The 20,081-nt window shown below is 60.9% G+C and carries 18 protein-coding genes, 1 tRNA gene and 1 pseudogene; 14 read left to right on the plus strand and 6 right to left on the minus strand.

The genetic code is table 11. The features are described from left to right. Window positions 1-203: 203 nt before the first annotated feature. Window positions 204-293: transfer RNA gene (locus ACTJI6_RS19600), tRNA-Ser, on the plus strand. 564 nt (window positions 294-857) lie between these two features. Here ACTJI6_RS19600 and ACTJI6_RS19605 read toward each other — a convergent pair. From ACTJI6_RS19605 to ACTJI6_RS19625, 5 genes and pseudogenes are all read right to left on the minus strand, one after another. Next, window positions 858-1,874, minus strand: a pseudogene (locus tag ACTJI6_RS19605) (recombinase family protein); the annotation flags it as partial. 35 nt (window positions 1,875-1,909) lie between these two features. Further along, complete coding sequence (locus ACTJI6_RS19610) at window positions 1,910-2,425, minus strand: GNAT family N-acetyltransferase (protein WP_440803081.1); 516 nt, start codon at window positions 2,423-2,425, stop codon at window positions 1,910-1,912. Next, window positions 2,422-2,712, minus strand: a complete 291-nt coding sequence (locus ACTJI6_RS19615; protein ID WP_440803083.1) for a DUF1778 domain-containing protein — start codon at window positions 2,710-2,712, stop codon at window positions 2,422-2,424. Before ACTJI6_RS19615 ends, ACTJI6_RS19610 begins: the two co-directional genes overlap by 4 nt. A 46-nt stretch (window positions 2,713-2,758) precedes the next feature. Then, window positions 2,759-3,043 (minus strand): hypothetical protein, encoded by a 285-nt coding sequence (locus tag ACTJI6_RS19620; protein WP_440803085.1) that lies wholly within the window; start codon window positions 3,041-3,043, stop codon window positions 2,759-2,761. Continuing rightward, window positions 3,015-3,236 (minus strand): helix-turn-helix transcriptional regulator, encoded by a 222-nt coding sequence (locus ACTJI6_RS19625; protein ID WP_440803087.1) that lies wholly within the window; start codon window positions 3,234-3,236, stop codon window positions 3,015-3,017. Before ACTJI6_RS19625 ends, ACTJI6_RS19620 begins: the two co-directional genes overlap by 29 nt. 173 nt (window positions 3,237-3,409) lie before the next feature. On the opposite strand from ACTJI6_RS19625, the gene ACTJI6_RS19630 reads away from it, so the two are divergent. After that, window positions 3,410-3,913: a hypothetical protein gene (locus ACTJI6_RS19630; protein ID WP_440803089.1), complete on the plus strand. Its 504-nt coding sequence runs from the start codon at window positions 3,410-3,412 to the stop codon at window positions 3,911-3,913. A 62-nt stretch (window positions 3,914-3,975) separates the two neighbouring features. Here the strand turns inward: ACTJI6_RS19630 and traA are convergent, their stop codons facing one another. Further along, window positions 3,976-6,942 (minus strand): Ti-type conjugative transfer relaxase TraA, encoded by a 2,967-nt coding sequence (traA, locus tag ACTJI6_RS19635; protein WP_440803090.1) that lies wholly within the window; start codon window positions 6,940-6,942, stop codon window positions 3,976-3,978. Between the two features lie 179 nt (window positions 6,943-7,121). On the opposite strand from traA, the gene ACTJI6_RS19640 reads away from it, so the two are divergent. The 12 genes from ACTJI6_RS19640 (at window position 7,122) to tnpC (ending at window position 20,061) form a co-directional block, all read left to right on the plus strand. Then, window positions 7,122-7,448 carry a conjugal transfer protein TraD gene (locus ACTJI6_RS19640; RefSeq protein WP_440803092.1) on the plus strand — a complete coding sequence of 109 codons (327 nt, stop codon included), beginning with the start codon at window positions 7,122-7,124 and terminating at the stop codon, window positions 7,446-7,448. A gap of 1 nt (window position 7,449) precedes the next feature. After that, window positions 7,450-7,719, plus strand: a complete 270-nt coding sequence (locus ACTJI6_RS19645) for a conjugal transfer protein TraD (protein ID WP_440803093.1) — start codon at window positions 7,450-7,452, stop codon at window positions 7,717-7,719. Window positions 7,720-7,918: 199 nt separating this feature from the next. Beyond that, on the plus strand, window positions 7,919-8,116 hold the full coding sequence (locus tag ACTJI6_RS19650; protein WP_440803094.1) for a type II toxin-antitoxin system prevent-host-death family antitoxin: 198 nt from the start codon (window positions 7,919-7,921) through the stop codon (window positions 8,114-8,116). Window positions 8,117-8,381: 265 nt separating this feature from the next. Beyond that, complete coding sequence (locus ACTJI6_RS19655; protein ID WP_440803095.1) at window positions 8,382-9,740, plus strand: DNA cytosine methyltransferase; 1,359 nt, start codon at window positions 8,382-8,384, stop codon at window positions 9,738-9,740. Then, window positions 9,740-10,159 carry a very short patch repair endonuclease gene (locus tag ACTJI6_RS19660; protein ID WP_440803097.1) on the plus strand — a complete coding sequence of 140 codons (420 nt, stop codon included), beginning with the start codon at window positions 9,740-9,742 and terminating at the stop codon, window positions 10,157-10,159. The genes ACTJI6_RS19655 and ACTJI6_RS19660 overlap by 1 nt, the downstream gene beginning before the upstream one ends. Then, window positions 10,159-11,634, plus strand: a complete 1,476-nt coding sequence (locus ACTJI6_RS19665; protein ID WP_440803100.1) for an ATP-binding protein — start codon at window positions 10,159-10,161, stop codon at window positions 11,632-11,634. The genes ACTJI6_RS19660 and ACTJI6_RS19665 overlap by 1 nt, the downstream gene beginning before the upstream one ends. Next, the gene (locus ACTJI6_RS19670) at window positions 11,631-14,312 is read left to right on the plus strand and encodes a Z1 domain-containing protein (RefSeq protein ID WP_440803101.1); all 2,682 of its coding nucleotides are present in this window, start codon (window positions 11,631-11,633) and stop codon (window positions 14,310-14,312) included. Before ACTJI6_RS19665 ends, ACTJI6_RS19670 begins: the two co-directional genes overlap by 4 nt. Next, window positions 14,305-15,276 carry a PD-(D/E)XK motif protein gene (locus tag ACTJI6_RS19675; protein ID WP_440803102.1) on the plus strand — a complete coding sequence of 324 codons (972 nt, stop codon included), beginning with the start codon at window positions 14,305-14,307 and terminating at the stop codon, window positions 15,274-15,276. Before ACTJI6_RS19670 ends, ACTJI6_RS19675 begins: the two co-directional genes overlap by 8 nt. Continuing rightward, complete coding sequence (locus ACTJI6_RS19680; RefSeq protein WP_440803104.1) at window positions 15,277-17,343, plus strand: AIPR family protein; 2,067 nt, start codon at window positions 15,277-15,279, stop codon at window positions 17,341-17,343. Window positions 17,344-17,654: 311 nt separating this feature from the next. Next, window positions 17,655-18,074 carry an IS66-like element accessory protein TnpA gene (gene tnpA / locus ACTJI6_RS19685; protein WP_440798008.1) on the plus strand — a complete coding sequence of 140 codons (420 nt, stop codon included), beginning with the start codon at window positions 17,655-17,657 and terminating at the stop codon, window positions 18,072-18,074. Then, window positions 18,068-18,427 (plus strand): IS66 family insertion sequence element accessory protein TnpB, encoded by a 360-nt coding sequence (gene tnpB / locus ACTJI6_RS19690; protein ID WP_214273084.1) that lies wholly within the window; start codon window positions 18,068-18,070, stop codon window positions 18,425-18,427. The genes tnpA and tnpB overlap by 7 nt, the downstream gene beginning before the upstream one ends. 68 nt (window positions 18,428-18,495) lie before the next feature. Further along, entirely contained in the window at window positions 18,496-20,061 is a 1,566-nt protein-coding gene (gene tnpC / locus ACTJI6_RS19695) for an IS66 family transposase (protein ID WP_080622378.1), read from the plus strand. The last annotated feature ends 20 nt before the right edge of the window (window positions 20,062-20,081 follow it).

The raw sequence follows: 20,081 nt of genomic DNA on the forward strand, positions 1-20,081 counted from the left end.
CCGATGATCTGATCTTCGGTGAACCTGCTGCGCTTCATCTCTGGTCCTCTCGGTTGGGCCAGAGTCTACGTCAAACTGGATTAGCCGCAGGGGGCAACGTCAGGCGAAATCGCTGCCCCAATTCCGGGAAAAACGCAACTATGATGAGATTTCTCTCAGGGACTTGGAAAATCCTCAAAGGACTGTTAGGTAGAAAGCATATTGGAGCAGTGGCAGAGCGGTTTATCGCTGCCGCCTTGAAAGCGGCCGAACCTGAGAAGGTTCCGTGGGTTCGAATCCCACCTGCTCCGCCACTTCAGTCCCTGAGTGGGCACTGCGTTTACGCCACCGCCCGACACCAGCGCCTGAAGCAACCGGGATTTCGATCCCATGATCCTGACTTCGCCGGTATTGACCTCGACGCGCTGAGCCAGCGCGCGCAGATGGTCGCGGCGATAGCCTCCTCCTTCAAGCCGGATGCTCTGGCGGGCATTCTTGGCGAACGTGCGCAGCATCTGCGGCGTGACGGCCTTCTGGCCTGAGTTCTGGAGCATGGCCTGCGCCCGGTCGGCGTCGGCCTTGGCCTGATCGCGGATCGCCTTGAGGCCGTCGATGCGGTCTTTCAGCGCCGGGTCGTCCAGGTCGGCAATGCCTGCCTCGATGGCGTCATAGAGGCGCTTGAGCCGCAATTCCGATTCGGTGGTGCGCTTATTGAGTTCGGCGATATGCTCGCGGCGGCGCTCGGCATATTCTTCCCGCCGGTCGAGAACGGCGGCAAGGATGGTTTCCAGCCGCTCGGGCCGGAGAAGCTGGTTTTCAAGATGGCTGGCGACCAGATCGTCCAGCTTGTCCATCGGCACCGCCATGCCCTCGCAGGCGGTCGGTCCCTGCCGGGCTTTGATCGAGCAGGTGTAATAGCGATAGCGCCCGCCCTTGCCTGTGCGGATGGTCATAGCCCCGCCGCACTTGGCGCAATGGATCAGGCCGGTCAGCATGGTGGGGCCGCTGATGACGGCGGCAGGCGTGACCTTGGGATTGCGGGCCTTAAGCAGCTTCTGCACGGTGTCGAACGTGTCACGGTCGATGATCGGCGGGACGGGGACCATCACGATTTCACTGACCGGCTTCAATTCCTTGGTCTTGGTCCGCTTGTTGAACTCGTGCTCGCCCATATAGGTGCGGCGGGTGAGGATGCGGTGAACCTGGCCGATGCCCCAACGCCCGCCGTCGCGGGTGAAGATGCGGTTGCGGTTCAGGTAGCTGACGATGTTCTTCACGCCCATCTGGCCGGTGGTGCCGTCGCCATGCAGGGCCAGCCGGTAGATCAGCCGCACCGTATCGGCGTGCAGTGGATCGATTTCCAGCTTCTTCTTGGTCTTCGCGCCGCGCTGCTCGGCGGCGATGGTTCGATAGCCGATGGGAGGAAGGGAACCGTTCCAGAAGCCTTGCCGGGCATTCTCCTTCAAGGCGCGGATGACGTGCTTGGCGTTTTCCTTCGACTGGTATTCATCGAACAGCGCCATGATCTGCCGCATCATAACGTGCATGGGGTCATCGCCCATTTCCTGCGTGATCGAAACCAGCTTCACGCCGTTCTTCGCCAGCTTGCGCACATAGAACTCAAGCTCGAAGTGATCACGGAAGAAGCGGCTGAACGAGTGGACCACGACAACATCGAAGGGTGCGGGCTTCGATATGCCCGCTTCGATCATGCGCTGGAACTCGGGGCGGCGGTCGTTGGTGGCCGATGCGCCCGGCTCCACGAAGGTCTCGACCAGTTGCAGGCCGCGCGCCTCGCAATAGGCTTCGCCCTGCCGCTTCTGGTCGGGAATGGAAACGTCATGCTCGGCCTGCCGCGCCGTCGAGACGCGCAGATAAAGGGCGGCGCGCTGCATCACCCGAGACTGACTTTCGGCATCGCGTGAAGATGTCACGACGTTTCTCCCGACAAAAGGCGCTGTGCCGTCGCAACAGGCAGATACAAAGTATTGGGCCGATCAATCAGCGCGGTGAACCCGACGGCCGCGTAGAAGGCTGCGGCCTGTTCGTCGATGGCATCGGCGAAGATGGCATGAGCGCCTATCGGCGCTTCGGCGACTGTCCTGATAGCGTCGAACAACAGGGCTTCGCCGAGTCCAAGCCCCGCATAGGACTGATCGCGGCCAAGCCAGCCGATAAGCACCGCCGGAACGGTCGGGTAGCGCGGCAACCGGCTCGCCAGCGGTTCCGGCACAGCCATGAGCGGCACGTTGCTCGATGAGAGCGTGTAGAAGCCCGCTATCCGGTCGGTCTCAAGGTCGCGGGCAACGAAGCAGGTTGCGTATCGACGTTTGATGTCCTGCGTGACTGCCTCATGGAAATAGCGGTCTATCCGCTCATTGCCACACGAGAACGCCTTGCGCTGGTGGGCTTTGGCAAGCGCCTCTATCGCAAACCTCGCGCTCACCGGGGCGCGATCAGTTCAGCATGACGCTTCGCGGCGCGGGCGAGACGGGCGTTGGGCGCGGGCGGATCGATCAGGGCTTTGGCAAAGCGTATCTGATCCTCGGCAGCCAGACGCAGCACGTCGGCTTCCTCGACCGTGCGGCGGGCATCCTCGCCCGCCGTTGCGATGAGGTAGCCGGTGAGCGTCATGCCGCGCAGCCGTGCGGCGCGCTGCATCTGCTCATAGACATTGACAGGAACGCGCGCCTCAAGGCGGGCGGTTTCGACTTCACTGGCGGGTCTGGGCATGGCTGATCTCCTTCCCTCGATTATATACGGCATATTGCCGGATTTATCAAGGATCGGATGAGCCAAAGAGTTCATCGAACAGGTCGCCGAACCATCGCTCGAACACCTCGATCTCGGCTTCCGTGACAGGAACGGGATCGGGCCAGTCGTCAGTGACGGTCCATGTGGACAGGTCATGCTTAGGTGGCCTGCCGGGAAACGGCCACGAATAGCCCAAAAGCTCCTCAAGCTGCTCCGATGCCGTGGGCGGCCTGACACGCCGGGAACGGCGTGCGCTGCCTGTGCCGTCATCATCGGCGCGATCAGAGGATGCCATCGAAATCGAACTCACTGCGTTTCCTCCACCCGGCGGGATTGGCGATCCAGCGGTTGATCTCGGATTCGTGCCAGCCTGTGCCGTTGGCGCTGATTTTGAGTTGCGGCGGGAACGTGCCCTCGGCGATCTTGCGATAGATGGTGGACTGCGAAAGCCCGGTGCGGGCGAGAACGGTTTTCAGGCGGACGATACGGTCTGGTTGACGCATGGCGACGCTGCCTCCTGCTGGCTGTTTCTGATTGCGATTGAGCCAGACAGAAGAAGGAATTGCCTTTGTGCAATAGAGTTTTAGCTGTCGTCGTGCTACGGCGAAGAAACGGCGGTAAATAGGATGGACATAGAATCCGAAACTCTACAGGCAAGCATGAAGGACGCACGAAATTGGAGGAAATCGACTGGGCAGACCGCGCGTTCTACGACGATGGAGAATGGGTGACATGGTCCGAAATCGATGAGCAACTGCGCTACAAAGAGTGGGGCGCGAAATACCCGAACGCGAAACGCTCGATCATTCCCTACTTTGAAGATTTGATTTCCCTTGCCGAGAGCTATCACCTCGAAACCGGGCTGCACCTCTCCGTCTATGGCGACATCGGCGAGCTATTTGGCGCAATCACCTACGGCATCGAGTTGAACAAGACCTATGCGCAGGGTTCTGACGGCAGGCTCGGGAACGATCACGTCGAGATCAAGACCATTACCCCGTTCAAGACGAAAGACGTGGTTGTGGTGGATACGGCGCGGCATTTCAGCAAACTGCTCGTGGTCAAGATCAACGAGGAATTTCAGGTCGCCGGGCGGATGATCGACCGCAAACTTTTGCCGAAGCGAACTGGCCGGTTCCTGCGCATCCGTTGGGACGATCTGCCTCCCGTGCAAAGGTGACGATAAGCTCGGACTTTCAGCTATCCCGCCGACATCAAATCAACGCTTCTGATGCCGCTGACCTACAGCCCGATCCCCCGGCCCAGGCCAAGGCCATGACTGAGGGCGAGGTCCTTGCCGATGCCCATGCCTGTATCGAAGTCACCGCCGATGCCGAGGTCCTTCCTGCGACCGGCGAGGAGCGATTCTAGCTGCGGGTCGCGTTGCAGGCTGTTCGCCATGTCGCCCATCTGTGAGCGCGCGGCCTTGTAGCCGGAATAGTCGCCCGCCGCATATTGGCGCTGGCTGTTCTGGCTAAGGTTCTGCCAGCGCTCCACGAAGCGGTCGGCGCGGGCGCTGGGCGTGATCCCCGGATCAGCATTCCGCCCAGTGCGGATTTCGGTTTCGAGCTGGAGGGCGCGGATAGCGCGGCCGATCCGGCCACCACCCGCCTCACGGGCGAGGCCGTTGTCCTTGCTGTAGGCGGCTTCCGCGTCCTGCCAGCCGTGGGGCCGTACTTCATCGAATGCTCGCCGTGCCTCACCGAGTTCGCGCCGCTGCTCGGCGGAAGGTGCAAGCCCCTGCTGCTTGGTTTCGATGATGGCATTGGACGCGCGGGCATGGCGAACCAGCGCGCCGGCGCGCGCCTTGCGCAAGGCGACCTCCGGGTCTGCCGCCACGGTCTTTTCCGGCGCTGCCCGCTGTGGCGACGGCACGGCGTTGTCGCCGGGCGCGGCGTCGGCTGGCAGGCGCAGGCCGTCGAACATGCCGCGCACCTTCTCCGGCACGATCTTCCTGACGATCTCCACAACACGCTCGCGGAAGGTGATGCCGCGCCGTTCGGCGTAAGCCTGCGCCGGATCGTAATCCGTCGCCATATCCTTCGCCCGGTCACGCGACAGGCTGCGGACAAGCCGGTTCTGATCGGCGAAGTCATCGCGGCCATAATGCAGGTCCGTGCCGTCGCGGTGACGGGACAGCGCGACATAGCTGCCATGGGCGTCCATGCCCGGCGTCGCCAGGACGTGGGTGCGATCCACCGTCATGCCCTGCGCTTTGTGGATCGTGGCGGCATAGCCGTGGTCGATCTTGTTGTAGTCCTTGAGGTCGAAGGCGACGGAACGGCCATCGTCGGCACGCACGGTCAGGGATTTCTCGCTGACTTGCTCGATGGTGCCGAGCGTGCCGTTCTTCACACCAAGGCCGCGCTCGTTTTGCAGGAACATGACGCGATCCCCGGCGGCGAAGTGGCGTTCACCGCGCTCGACCGTGACGCGCACCTCGTCGCCGAGATTACCAGCGTCCCGCATCTTCTGGCGCGCTGCCTCGTTGAGCGCCCGCACCTCGTCATTGGTGTGGGTGAGGATGATGCGGGTGGCGTCGGGATTGGCCTGCCGCTCGCGATCCCAGCGCTCGATCAGGTCGCCACGCGCCTGCTCGCGTGTTTCGGCAATATGTACCATGCCATGCCGGTCATAGGCATGGATCGCGTTGCCCGTTTTGCCGGTCGCCAGATCGCGCGTGGCGTCCCGCTGCCAGTCCTCGCGCTGGCGGCGCACCTCGCCGATCTCCGCGCCGCCGTGACGCTCATGGATCGACCGGAACGCCGCGCCCGCTTCGATGGATTGCAACTGCTGCGGATCGCCGACCAGCACGACTTTCGCGCCCGCTTCGGCGGCGTGTGACAGCACCCGCTCCAACTGCCGCGTGCCAACCATGCCCGCCTCGTCGATGACCAGCACATCGCGGCTGGTGAGCATGTCGCGGCCCTGTTCCCAGCCATGTTCCATGCTGGCGATGGTACGGGACGCAATGCCCGATCCGCTTTCCAGATTCTCGGCGGCGATGCCGGACAGTACAACGCCGCGAACCTCATAGCCCGCCGCTTCCCAAGCCTCGCGCGCTACGCCGAGCATCGCGCTCTTGCCCGTCCCGGCATAGCCGACGACGACGCCAAGATCGCGTCCGTCCGTGACATGCGAAAGCGCGTGGGCCTGCTCGCCGGAAAGGACAAGGCCGCGCGTTTCGGCACGGGCCAAGGCCATGTCGCGATCCGCATCACCGACAGCATGACGTTCGCGCCCCGCCATCAATTCCGCCGAGCGGTGCAGGCGCTGTTCCGCCTCGATCATGTCGCGGATGGTGAAGCGGTCCTCGCCGCGTCCGTCCTTGCCGAGTTCGACCAGATCGGGCGAACCGCGCATCGCGCCCATGACTTCGTTGAACTGGTCGATGCCGTCGCTGTGCCGATGCGCGAACATCGCCATATCGCGGCGCGTGAACGTCGATTGCTGCTGCGTGATCGCGTCCAGCGCAAAGGAAGGATCGGCGATGATGCGCGCGCCGTTATTGCGGGCGATCTCGCGGTGCATCTCCGCGCGGTCGGCCGCCTCGATCCCTTCGCCCTCGATCCTCTGCGCGGGCGCGCCGATTTGACTCTGCGGTTCGAGCGGGATGCCTTGCGCCTCAAGGCGGCGATGGTCGATGCGGGCGTCGATGTCGAGTTCGGCAAGCCGTTCATTGGCCAACGCGGCCCATCGCTCACGCCACCGTTCCACCATCTCCGTGCGGTTCCAGTCCCGCACCTTCTGGCCGAAACCGTTCTCGTCAACCGACCGCATGGTGAGCATGACATGGGCATGGGGTTTCGGCATCCCGTCCTCGCCGATATCCCAATGCACGTTCACATCGGCGATCATGCCCTGATCGACGAATTCCGCCTGCGCGAAGTCGCGGGCGAGTTCTATGCCTTGCGCCTGCGTCAGTTCGCGCGGGAGAGAGAATTCCACCTCGCGCGCAAGCTGGGCGTCCTTGCGCATCTCGACGGCTTCGACCTCGTTCCAAAGCCGTTCGCGGTCGCCGAGATGCTCCGGCGCTCCTTCCGGCAGCATGATTTCGGAATGGACGACACCGCGCTTGGCGGAGAAATCGTGGCTGCGGTCGAGCCGCTCGTCGCGCAGCCGCGAGCCGGAACGGTAGGCGGCGGACGCCACCGCGCTGCTCCCGGCCTTGCGGCCTATGACCTTGACGTGAAGATGATAGATCGCCATCGCGATCAACCATCTACACCTCTGAGCGCACGTCGGAACGACGTATAAGCGCGCCCTCGAAATGAATTTCTCGGGACTGTTCGCGCCGTGTCAGACCGTCCCGGTGACATTACTGCATTCCGCGCCTCGCGAAACTATCCTCTCCGCATCGACGATTTGCGACCGGAAAGGAAAGGCACATGCGCAAACCGAAAGACTATGACGCCGAACTGAAGGCGCTCGAAGACAAAGCGCGAGAACTCAAGACGCGAAAGGTTCAGCAGTTAGGCGAACTGGTGATCGCCACCGGAGCCGACGCGCTTTCCGCCGACGAACTGGTCGGTGCGCTGATCGTGCTGGCGGAAACCACCGATGCCGGAAAGCGGGAGGCTTGGGCCAAGCGCGGGGCCGCGTTCTTTCAGGGACGGGCGCGGCGATCTTCGCCGACACCTGACCGCGACGCTGGCGGCGCTGCATCGCAATCGGGCAGCGCGCAACCGGCATCAGGCGCGACGGGCGCGGCATGACATGCGTAGCTGGCAGATCGAGCGCCGCAAGCGCACGCGACACCTGATCGAACTCGGCGGCCTCGTCGTCAAGGCGGGCATCGTGGACCTGACCGGCGACGACCGCGCTACCATCCTCGGGGCGCTCATCTGGATGGCTGACAAGCTCAAAGGCGAGGAACGCGAGAGGGCATTGGCGCTCTGGTCCGAAAAGGGAAAGGGCCTGTTCGAGATGGAGCACGCGACAGATGCACCGACCACCTCCCCACGCACACTTCAGGATGGGGCGTGATCGATGGCGGGCGGCGCGGAGACCAACATATCGCGGCGCTGCCCGCCATCGCGCGGCGGAGCCGCGCAAATGCGGTATGTCCGCGCCATAATTTCTCGACGGTGATATAGGCGAAACCGCTTCACCATGCAGTGCAATAATGACGTTGCGAGCGCAGATGAAATAGCTAAAATAGCTTATCCGCTGCGGGGCTGATCACATGAAAACCATGTCTGCAAAAGATGCCAAAAACAGCTTCGGCCTGTTGTTGGATCAAGCCAGAGCAGAGCCAGTTCAGGTGGAGAAGCATGGTCGGCCAGTTGTGGTCGTCATGAGCGTCGAGGAGTTCGAGAAGCTTTCCAGCGCCCGCACTAGAGGCAGGCAGATTTCCGAACGTCAAAGGCCGGAAGAAGGCTGAAGTGAGTATGTATGCCGGGGGGCGAACGAGAGAAGAAATGTTGGTACGTGGGCGTGAGCACAGGGGGCAGGCCCAACAGCGGTTTCCGGCTTACAAAGTAGTCGATCTGTTTGCAGGGCCAGGGGGTCTAGGGGAAGGTTTCGCTTCTAGCGTTGACGAGAAAGGGTGCTCTCGTTTCACCAGCGTCGTATCTATTGAGCGGGACGAGTTTTCACATCAGACCCTTCTCCTGCGGCACTTCATCAGGCAGTTCGCGGAAGGCGAAGTGCCTGATGACTATTATGCGTTTCTCGCCGGAGATATTTCACGCGACCAGCTTTACCGGCGCTATCCAGCCGCGCATCGTCATGCGGCATCGTCCGCTCTACAGATTTCGCTCGGCTCAGAGTCTCATGGGCAGGTGCAGGAGATTATTCGGGAGCGGATCGGTGGAAGCCGTCGATGGGCGCTTGTCGGAGGTCCTCCCTGTCAAGCTTATTCGCTTGTCGGGCGCTCCAGGATGATGGGCCGATCTGACTTTGAGAAGGACGAGCGCCACACGCTCTACCTCGAATATCTCAGGATCATTGCCGACCACCGCCCGCCTGTGTTCGTGATGGAGAATGTAAAGGGTCTGCTTTCTGCGACCATAGAAGGCAAATCGGCAATCGCGCGGATTGTACGTGATCTTTCCCGTCCGAATACCGCTATTCCTGACGCTCCGAGCGACCTGACATACAGGCTGTATTCACTGGCCGAAGAGGATATGGCGAACGAGGAAGTGGACCCTCGCCTATTTGTCGTGCGCGCCGAAGAATACGGCATCCCTCAGGCTCGGCATCGCATGTTCATTGTCGGCATCCGCAGTGACCTGAACGTCCGCCCCGGAGTGCTGAAGAAGATGGCGGCTCCGACCGTGCAGGAGACGATAGGATCGCTTCCATCCATACGTAGCGGTCTATCCAAGGAGAAGGACAGTGCGACAGCCTGGCTGAGTGAATTGCGGGCCATATCGAGCATGAATGTCCGCCGCCAGTTGAATGGCGCGACCTACGCAGGCGAGGTCGCCCGTGCTCTCGATTTCCATAATCTGATCGAGGTGAAATCTCCCCGCGCAGTCTCGTCCGCGCGCTATCCTATGCGTAGGCCCGCGCATGACGTGTTGCGCAGCCTATACGACGAGCGGCTTTCGGTGCTGACCGCGCACGAAGCGCGCAGCCATATGGCCTCTGATCTTAGGCGGTATCTCTACGCCGCCACCTTTGCGCAGAAGACAGGACGCAGCCCCAAGCTGGCGGATTTTCCCGAGAGTCTGCTGCCGGAGCACAGGAATGTCGAGCTTGGCCGCTCTGGCAAGATGTTTTCGGATCGCTTCCGGGTGCAACTGGCGGATCACGTCTCCACCACCATCACGTCCCACATCTCAAAGGATGGACACTATTTCATCCATTACGATCCCGCGCAGTGCCGCAGCCTCACCGTGCGGGAGGCGGCACGTCTTCAGACATTCCCCGACAATTACTTTTTCGCCGGGCCACGCACAGCCCAGTACCATCAGGTCGGAAACGCCGTCCCGCCGCAGCTTGCAAAGCAGATTGCGGAAATCGTGGCGCAGGTGCTCGATTCCATCCGAGAAGACCGTTGATGGCAGATACGATCACGCGCGAACGGCGAAGCTGGAACATGTCCCGGATAAAGGGACGAGACACCGGCCCGGAATTGCGGCTTCGTTCGCTGCTGCATCGTGCAGGTTTCAGGTTCAGGCTTCACGCGAAGGAGCTTCCCGGCAAACCTGATATCGTCCTGCCGAAATACCGCGCGGCGATTTTCGTCCACGGATGCTTCTGGCATCGCCATGAAGGGTGTCGTAACGCCACGATGCCTTCGACCAGAACTGAGTTCTGGAAGTCGAAATTCGCTTCCAATGTAGGCAGGGATGAGCGCAACCAGGCCGCCCTTACGGCGGCGGGATGGACTGTCTTCACAGTATGGGAATGTGAGCTGAAAAACGATGCACCCGGCGTGGTGGAAAAACTTTCCTATGATATCCGTGAGGCGAGCTGATGGCGCGAAATATCCCGCTTCCGCCAAGTGCGGCCTGCCTCTCTGCCTCAATGCGCGATCTGGGCTATTCGCTTGAAGCTGCGGTTGCAGACCTTATCGACAACAGCATCTCCGCCGATGCGTCGAAGATCGATATCTTCTGCGAACCATCAGTTCCGCAGCCCGTCCTCGTCATCCTTGATAATGGGCGTGGCATGGACGCAGCCGAGCTTCTGGCGGCCATGCGGCACGGGGCCGCAAACCCGCGCATGGAACGGTCTCCTAGAGACCTGGGCCGGTTCGGTCTCGGTCTCAAGACCGCCTCTTTCTCTCAATGCCGCTCCCTCACCGTCGTGAGCGCAAAGGATGGCAGCCTGTCAGGGGCTGAATGGAACCTTGACGTTATCGACCAGGCGGATGACTGGATTCTCAGCATTCTCGACGAAGAAGATATCGCAGCTCTACCCTATGTGGACCACCTTGGCGCACACGGCACTGCCGTCATCTGGCGGGAAATGGATCGCCTGCTGGAGGATGAAACCGGCAACCGCCGGGATGAGATCGTGAATGAGAAGCTGGATGTTCTGGAGAAGCATCTAGCGCTCGTCTTCCACCGTTTTCTGGCCGGTGAAATCCGGGGGCGGGGCCGCATTGCGATCACGGTGAACGGACATCTGGTCGAAGCCTTTGATCCCTTCTGCCGCAAAAATACTCATACTAGGCATCTGCCGGAAGAGATTGTGCGGATCGGATCGGCAGCGGTGCATCTGCAACCGTACATCCTGCCGCACCACTCGAACCTTACGGCCCCCGAATACGATTTCTATCAGAATCGCAGCGACTTCATCTCCAATCAGGGAGCCTACATCTACCGCAACGGCAGGCTGATGGCGTGGGGTGACTGGTTCCGGCTGATACCGAAGGGGGAAGCGACCAAGCTGGCCCGCGTTCAGATCGACTTTCCGAACAGCCTCGATGAAGCGTGGACCATCGATATCAAGAAGTCGCGATCCCGTCCGCCGCTGCCAGTAAGGGAACGGCTCCGGCAGATTATCGCGCAGGTCTCAGGTGCAAGCACGACCGTTCACCGGGGGCGTGGTCAGAAACTCTTCCATGAAATCACTGCGCCGCTGTGGGAGCGATATGCCGACAAGACCGGCATCCGGTATGCCCTGAACAGGACGCATCCGCTGGCACAGCGCCTGCACGAGAAACTGGACGGCGAAGGGGTGCGTCACCTCGACCTTCTGCTGGAAGCTGTTTCAGCATCGCTGCCAGTCGAGATGATCTACTCGGATTATTCGACGCATCCCCGCGACGTGAGCCAGATGCCGCAGGTCGATGACGTGAAGGACCGTCTTGACGACCTCAGACGCGCTCTGTGGGGTGACGGGCCGGGGAATGCGGATGCATTCAGGGATATTGTCAGATCGACGCGACTCTTTGACGATCACGGTGAGATTGTTGAGAATTACATTCAGGGGGGATTCGCTTGAGTACGCAGGGCGATAAGGAAAAGGTTGTTCTGGCTGCATTGATTGGCGCGTTCGACGATCAGGACGGTCTGCCGTCACGCGACGAGATCGCGGCCAAAGCCACCCTCCTCGCGCCGCTGCTCGGTTACTCTGGCGATCTTCAGAACATCATCACTGAAGCCGAGACTGCAATACCATCGCGCATGAATGCGGGCGTTTCACTGATCGATGTCGATGCCGCCCACGACGAGGACTGGATTCACAAGCGCGAGATTGGCACCACCTATGCGGATGCCTACGGTGGCTACCTTCGCGGTCAGGGCTGGAAACCGACCGTCGTCAACACCCTCCTCAATGCTGACGGTTCAAAAATTCTCGGCCTGCTCCAGGACCCGACCAGCGAAGGCGAATGGAAACGCCGTGGTCTGGTCATCGGCCATGTCCAGTCCGGCAAGACTGCCAACTACATGGGCGTGATCGCTAAGGCAGCGGATGCTGGATACAAGTTCATCATCGTTATTGCAGGCATTCACAACAATCTGCGCAAGCAGACGCAGCAGCGTGTCGATGAGGGATTTGTCGGACGCTCCAGCGACCCGGAAAATCGCGTGAACATCGGTGTAGGGCTGGACAGGAGTTACCCGAACCCTGTCACGCTCACGAACATAAACTCCGATTTCAACAAGCAGACCGCGAATGTCAGCGGCGCGCAACTGAACGATTTCAAGAATCCTGTCATTCTTGTCATCAAGAAGAATGTGAAGACGCTCGAAGCTCTGCACATCTGGTTGCGGGAACTGAACGCGAAAGGACGCGACCGCATTGCCGATGTCCCTATGCTGGTCATCGACGATGAGGCTGACAACGCATCGATCAACACCAACAAGCCGGATATCAATCCGACCGCCACCAATGCGTGGATAAGGAAGATTCTGCGGTTGTTCACCAAGAACTGCTACGTCGGATATACGGCCACGCCGTTCGCCAACATATTCATCGACCCCGAAGCTTTCGACAAGGATGCCTACGAAGAGCTGTTCCCGAGCGATTTCATTCACTCGTTGGATGCGCCGACCACATATTTTGGGCCGGACAAGGTTTTCCTAAACGATGAGAGCAGTAGTGCGATCCTTCGGCAGATCGAGGACTGCGAGGAATACCTGCCGTTCATCCATAAAAACGGCTTCCCGGTCGCGGACCTGCCGCCCAGCCTCTATCATGCGCTGGATCAGTTCATCGTGGCGCGAGCCATCCGCAACCTCAGAGGTCAGGAGCGGAAACACTGCTCCATGCTTATCAATGTGTCCCGCTTCGTATCCGTTCAGAAGGAAGTAAGGAGCTTCATCGGACTGCGCCTCGACCGGATGCGGGAAGCCGTGAAAGCCAATTACATGATGCCGGAAGCCGCATCATCGAAAAACGAACACATGGCACGTCTGCGCACCGCGTATGATGCCGAGTTCGCCGCCAACGAATTTGGCGGGAAAAATTACTCCTGGGATGAGGTGAAAGCGGCCCTCTGGGGAGTTTTCGAAAACCTGCGCACCTATGTGGTCAACAGCAAGAGCGACGAGGTTCTCGATTTCGCGAAGTACGAGAAGGATGGCACCGGCCTGACCGCCATCGCAATCGGCGGTCTCAGTCTGTCACGCGGCCTGACGATTGAAGGTCTGACAATCAGCTACATGTACCGCAATACCAAGATGTACGACACGCTGATGCAGATGGGGCGCTGGTTCGGCTATCGACCGGGCTATGAGGATATATGCCGGGTATGGCTGCCGAACGACTCGATCAACTGGTATAAGCACATTGCACTGGCATCCGAGGAACTGCGTCAGCAGATCACGCGGATGCGTCAGGCCGACATGAGTCCAAGGGATTTCGGCCTCTATGTGAAGTCGCACCCTGATAGCCTGATGGTGACTGCCGCCAACAAGATGCGCAGCGGTGAAAAGGTCATTCTGAATCAGAATCTGACCGGCACACTTCAGGAGAGCTGGCTGCTTCCTCTCGATCCCAAGGTCAATCAGGAGAACGAGGAGCTGATCGCGGAATACTGGCGCGACGAGTTTGGCGGCACAGTGGAGCCGACCGAAAAGGGGTGGTTCATTCCTGACGTTGATGTCGGGAAAGTCGATGAATTCCTGTTGCGGTTCAAGGCGCACAAATCCGCGAGAAAGCGGAAGGCCGACGCGGTTGAGTACCTGCTCAAGATTGCGCCGAAATTCTCCAAAGCCGATGTTCTGCTTATCTCGAAAGGGCCTGGCGACCCGGCAGCATATCGCCTTGGCGCACAGGACCGGACGGCTGAAAACGATGCCACGCCTGATAAATGGCAGGTTTCAGGATACCGCGTCGCCAGTCGCGGCGACGAGAAGCTTGGCCTGACTGACGATCAGATTTCCGCCGCGGAGAAGCTGGCGTCCGAGGATGCCAAGTCCAAAAAGAAAAAGCCCTCTGACGTTCATTATCGCATGGTCCGTAAAAAGCCGCTGTTGATGATCCATGTTCTGGAGCCGACCGAGAATCCTGCATTCGCCGGTTACAGGGTTCCCGCATGGGGGCTGAGCTTCCCTGACGGCCTGTACGGAGCTGACTTCGAGATCGAGGTGATCGCCAACAAGGTCTGGATGGAGGAGATGTACGGCTCGATGGACGACGATCCGGACGCCGACGAGGACTATGACGATGAGTAGGTCCGTGCCGTGGGACGCCATTCCGACACCGGCGGCTGATCTCAGTGTTCTCCGCGTCGCGGGAACGACGGGTGTTGCCATCTTCTGGGGCCGTGACGCCGGAGCGCAGTGCCTGTTGATTATCGAGCTGGACGGCGATCACACCGCACAGTTCCGCCGTGACGTGGTTTTCCTGCATGGTATCGGCGTTGATCTTCGCAACGGCGATCGTGCCGGACAGCAGCGGTTCGTTCTCACGCTTGCCCGTCATATCGACAGCGATCTGTTTCTTGGCCTGTGTGAAACCCTCATCGGCAGCCTCAGGGATGTCGCGGACCCGGCGACGGCACTGGCCGTCGCACTTGCCCATCTGCGGCGCTGGAAGGCGTTTCTTGCCGGACGCAATGCCCGCCTGCTCTCGCCCGAAGAGGTTCGCGGTCTGTTCGGCGAACTGCACGTCCTGCGCCTTCTCTATCAGGACACGCTGCCGCAGGTCGCTGCCGTCGACGCGTGGTGCGGTCCTGACGATTCCCATCAGGATTTCATTTTCGGCAACCGGGCCATCGAGGTGAAGTCGCTTTCCGGTCGGGAGCGCAGCACCGTCCGCATTTCGTCCGAGGATCAATTGGAATCACTTGCTGACGAGCTGTTTCTCCTGACCCAGCGCCTGAGCAGTCAACCCGATGCTGGCCAGGCATTGTCACTGAACGGCATTGTCGGGCTGATCGACAGTGAGCTTGCGGATGCCGATGCCATCGAGCAGTTCGCCGACAAACTCGCAGGCATGGGGTACGTGCCGCTCGCGGAATACGATGCTCCACGCTTCATTGTCGGCGGCCTTCAGGGATACCGCGTGACCGATGGGTTTCCCCGCCTGATCCGCTCGGAGCTTCCACCCGGCATCACCAAGGTTTCCTACGACGTCATGCTGGAGGCGATAGCGCCGTTCTCCTGCGATGAAGCCGATATGTTTCGGAGGCCCTGATTGGAAACGACCGCCGAAGAGTTCTTCCATGATTTCCGCCAGGATTTGTTGGCCGGGGCCGAGGCGAACGGCAGCTTCCTGCTGGCCGAGTTCATGGATGTCGTGTCCCGCGAGCTGACAGAGACGGGGTTCACGGAAGGCTTCGAGTTCGCGCACTATCGGGCGCAGCGCGGTATGCGTGTGGACGGATACTGGTTCAACGACGAAGGCGGTCTGAACCTTTTCGTCGCGGATTTCGACAGCCGTACCGAGTTGGCATCACTTACCCGCACCGATGTTGATGCCGTGTTCAAGCGTGTGGTCAATTTCTTCGACGCCAGTCTGCGGAAGAATCTGGCGGCTGATCTGGAAATCACGTCGCCGGAATATGGCCTCGCAAGGCAAATCGCGGACAGGAAATCGCTGATCCGGCATCTCAATCTTATTCTCGTTTCCGAGCGCACATTGAGCGACCGGATTCAGGCGCTGGCGGATGCCGAGACAGCCGGTATCGCAACGAGCTTTCACATCTGGGATATCTCCCGCCTTCACCGCCAGCGCAGTTCCCGCAGCCACAAAGAGGCGCTGGACCTGGACTTCGAGGCTATGTTCGGAACCGGCATACCCTGCCTTCCAGCCCATCTGGGGACAGATGCCTATCAGTCCTATCTCGTCGTCATGCCGGGACCGATCCTTTCGACAATATACGAGAAGTTCGGCGCGAGGCTGCTGGAGCAGAACGTCCGCACGTTTCTTCAGGCCAGAGCGAAGGTCAACCAAGGTATCCGCACGACCATCATGACCGAGCCGGGTATGTTCTTCGCCTACAACAACGGCATCACAGCCACGGCCCAAGGGGTCGAAACCAAGCGGACTAGCGACGGCCTCCAGATCACCAAGATAACCGACCTTCAGATTGTGAATGGCGGTCAGACCACCGCGTCGCTGTTCCACACCCGCAGGAAGGACAAAGCCGACCTCACGCAGATATTCGTGCAGATGAAGCTGTCCGTAATTGATAACGAGGAGAGCGAGAAGGTCGTTCCGCGTATTTCCGAGTACGCCAATACCCAGAACCGGGTTCAGGCTGCGGATTTCTTCTCAAACCATGCGTACCATATCCGTACGGAGGAGTTTTCCCGGCGCCTATGGGCGCCTGCGGGCAAAGGTGCGCAGCGGGAAACCAAATGGTTTTATGAACGCGCCCGTGGTCAGTATGCAGATGCGCAGGCCAAACTCACCCCTGCCGAGCAGAAGCGGTTCAAGGCGGAAAATCCGAAGCCGCAGATGCTGACCAAGACGGATCTTGCGAAGTTCGAAAACGTCTGGGATGACCATCCGCGATACGTGAACCTTGGAGCCGAAAAGAACTTCGCCCGTTACGCCGCCCGAATCGGTAAGGAATGGGACAAGTCGTCGGACAGCTTCAACGAAGCGTACTTCAAACGCGCCGTTGCGCGAGGGATCATATTCCGTGCTACTGAACGGATTGTGTCAGCGCAGCCGTGGTACAACAACGGTTATCGCGCCAACATCGTCGCCTATACGCTGGCCGTTCTCAGCGAACTGACAAGGCGGCAGGAAAAGAGTCTCGATTTTCAGCGGGTCTGGAATGCGCAGGCGATAAGTCCTGTCCTTGAAAGCACCATCGCGGTTGTGGCTTCCCGTGTGAACGATGATCTCCTGCGCCCGATGCAGGGTATTTCGAACATTTCGGAATGGGCCAAGCGTGAGGCCTGCTGGACGCGGATGCTGGAAAATATGGACGAGTTTGCCGACCTTCTGCCGGATGAGTTCGACGGCGAATGTCTGTCCCGCGACGATCATCTGTCTGAAAAGCGGGCTGCCCGGAATACCCAAAAGGTGGATAACGGCATTGAGGCGCAGACGAAGGTCTTCGCGATCCCGGCGGCCAGATGGATCGTTGTCCATGAAACGCTTGCTGCCAAGCGTCTGCTGACGCCAAAGGAGATCGGCATATTGAACGTCGCCATGCAGATGCCGATGAAAATTCCAACAGAAAAACAATGCGCCGTGCTGTTGGAAACCATCGAGAAAGCGCGTGCAGAAGGTATCAATATCGACTGACGGCTGTTGGGCTGTATGGTCTCGATTACTCAAGGAAGAGGGGCATGGAGGGCTATGGCGAAAACGTAGTGCTCATCGCTATCGGTCGCGGCCCGCCACTTGCCCTCGCGAAAGCGTTCTCCCCATCCGGCTGCGGCCGGATTTTCTCCTTGTATTCGAGGGTTATGCGGGAAGCGCTGAACACTGGCCCCTGCGCTGGGTGGCCTGGAAGGTAAGCGCGACGCTGATCCCCTCCTGCCGCTGGTGATCTGAACGGGCCAATCTCCGTGCGCATGAACGTCGGAGGTGTTGGCTTGGAACGAGACGGCAAAATGGGCGGCCATTTGGACGGCTTCTCGGATGGTGGGGTTTCGCGGCTGGAAGTGATGGAGGGGCCGACCGGGCGTCAGCGACGCACGAAGGCGGAGCGGGCGCGGATTGCGGCGGAAAGCTTGGTGCCGGGAACTTCGGTGACCGAAGTCGCGCGGCGGCACGGGACGACGCGCTGGCAGGTTTATGACTGGCGGAAGAAGCTACGGGACGGACAGCTTGTCGTGCCCGAGAGCGTGGCGGCACTGCCGATGTTTGCAGAACTGGTCGTCGAGGGCGCCGCAGCGGAGATGCCGGCAGAGACGGAGGCCAGCACCGGCGTGGAGATTGTTGTGGGTGATGTCGTGATCCGCGTCGGCGCAGATACCGATGAGGTTCTGCTTACGCGGTCGATCCGAGCGGCGCGGGCGGCGGCATGGTGATGCTCGGCCAGGGCGGGCCGGTGAAGGTCTACGTGGCGACGCGGCCGGTGGACTTCCGCAAGGGCATCGACGGGCTGGCGCTGGCGGTGCAGGAGATGTTCGGGCTCGACCCGTTCTGCGGGGCGGTCTTCGTCTTCCGGGCGAAGCGGGCAGATCGTATCAAGATTCTGGTCTGGGACCAGACCGGGATGGTGCTCGTTCACAAGCGCCTCGAGGGCGGCAAGTTCGTCTGGCCGCAGGTGCGGGATGGGGTGATGCGCCTGTCCTCGGCGCAGCTGGCGGCGCTGTTCGAGGGGTTGGACTGGAGACTGGTAAGACCCGAGCGGGTGCGCCGCCCGCTGGTTGCAGGGTAAGTGCATCCGACGCACTGGAGGCCCCGTTTTTACTGGCCAGAACGGCATCAGCGTGATTCACTTCAGGCATGGATGCCGACACTCTCAGCCGCGAGAACGCTCATCTGAAGGCCCGCCTCGCGGAGGTCGAGGCAGCGCTCGCGGAGGTACAGGAGGCAAACCGCCGGCTGGAGGGTATCCTGCGCACCTCGCAGCGCGAGCGCTTTGGCAAGAGTTCCGAGAAGTTGTCACCCGACCAGTTCAATTTGCCGCTCGAGGACGCCGAACTGGCCCAGGGCGTGCTTGAGGCCGCGCAGGAGAAGGCTGAAGCCGCGCTTTCCCGGGCGCGAGGGGAAGAACCTCGCAAGCCCGCGCGCAACCGTGGGCATCTGCCGGCGCATCTGCCCCGGGTCGAGCGCGTGATCGAGCCGGCCAGCACCCTTTGCCCCTGCGGTTGTGGTGAGATGGCCCGGATCGGGGAGGATGTCTCCGAGCGGCTCGACGTGATCCCGGCGCAGTTCCAGGTTCTTGTGACGCGGCGCCCCAGATATGCCTGTCGCCGCTGCTCGCAGGCCGTAGTGCAGGCTCATGCGCCCGAGCACGTCGTGCCGGGCGGCCTGCCCACCGAGCGGCTGATCGCATGGATCATCATCTCGAAGTTCGGCGACCACCTTCCGTTTTACCGCCAGGCGGGGATCTTCGAGCGGCAGGGGCTCCACCTCGACCGCGGCACATTCGGCAATTGGGTCGGCCGCGCCTGCTTCCACCTGATGCCCGTGATCGACCACATGAAGGTCCACCTGCGCGTCGCCGACCGGATCTTCGTCGACGAGACCCGCGCGCCTGTTCTGGAGCCGGGCCGGAAGGCCACCAAGAGCGGCTACTTCTGGGCCGTCGTATCCGACGATCGCGGGCATGGCGGTGCCGGCCCGCCCCTCGTGCTGTTCCACTACGCTCCCGGTCGGGGACGGGAACATCCGCTTAGGTTCCTGGCCGGATACCGCGGCCGGTTCCTGCAATGCGACGCCTACCAATCCTACAATGCGCTGACCGAGATCACGCGCGATGAGGGGCCGTGGCAGCTGGTCTATTGCTGGACCCACGTCCGCCGCCGCTTCGTCAAACGCGTCGAGAGCGACGGCTCGCCCATCGCCGAGGAGATGCTGCGCCAGATCGCATTGCTGTATCAGATCGAAAAGACCGTGCGCGGCAAGGACCCGGCCGTCCGCATGGCCATCCGACGCGAGCAATCCGCCCCGATCATCTCCGCGCTCAAGCCCTGGCTGGAGACCCAGCTCTCGCGCATCCCGCGGAAGTCCCTGCTGGCCGAGGATATCCGCTACACCCTCGCGCACTGGCCCGGCCTGATCCGCTTTATCGACGATGGCACCCTCGAGCTGGACACCAACCCGGTCGAAAACCAGATCCGTCCGATCGCGCTGACCCGGAAGAACGCCCTCTTCGCCGGGAACGAAATCGGCGCCGAGAACTGGGCCATGCTCGCCTCGCTGGTTGCCACCTGCAAGCTGTCCGGCGTGAACCCCGTCGACTACCTCGCCGATACCCTCCGGGCCATCCTCGACGGACACCCCAGATCCCGCATCGAGGACCTCATGCCCTGGTGCTACGACCAAGCGTCAAGCCTCGCTGCATAGGGCCTCGTCGTCGCGCTTAC

Origin of the sequence: Paracoccus sp. 22332 (assembly GCF_052045125.1) — a bacterium.
GTDB lineage: Bacteria > Pseudomonadota > Alphaproteobacteria > Rhodobacterales > Rhodobacteraceae > Paracoccus > Paracoccus haematequi_A.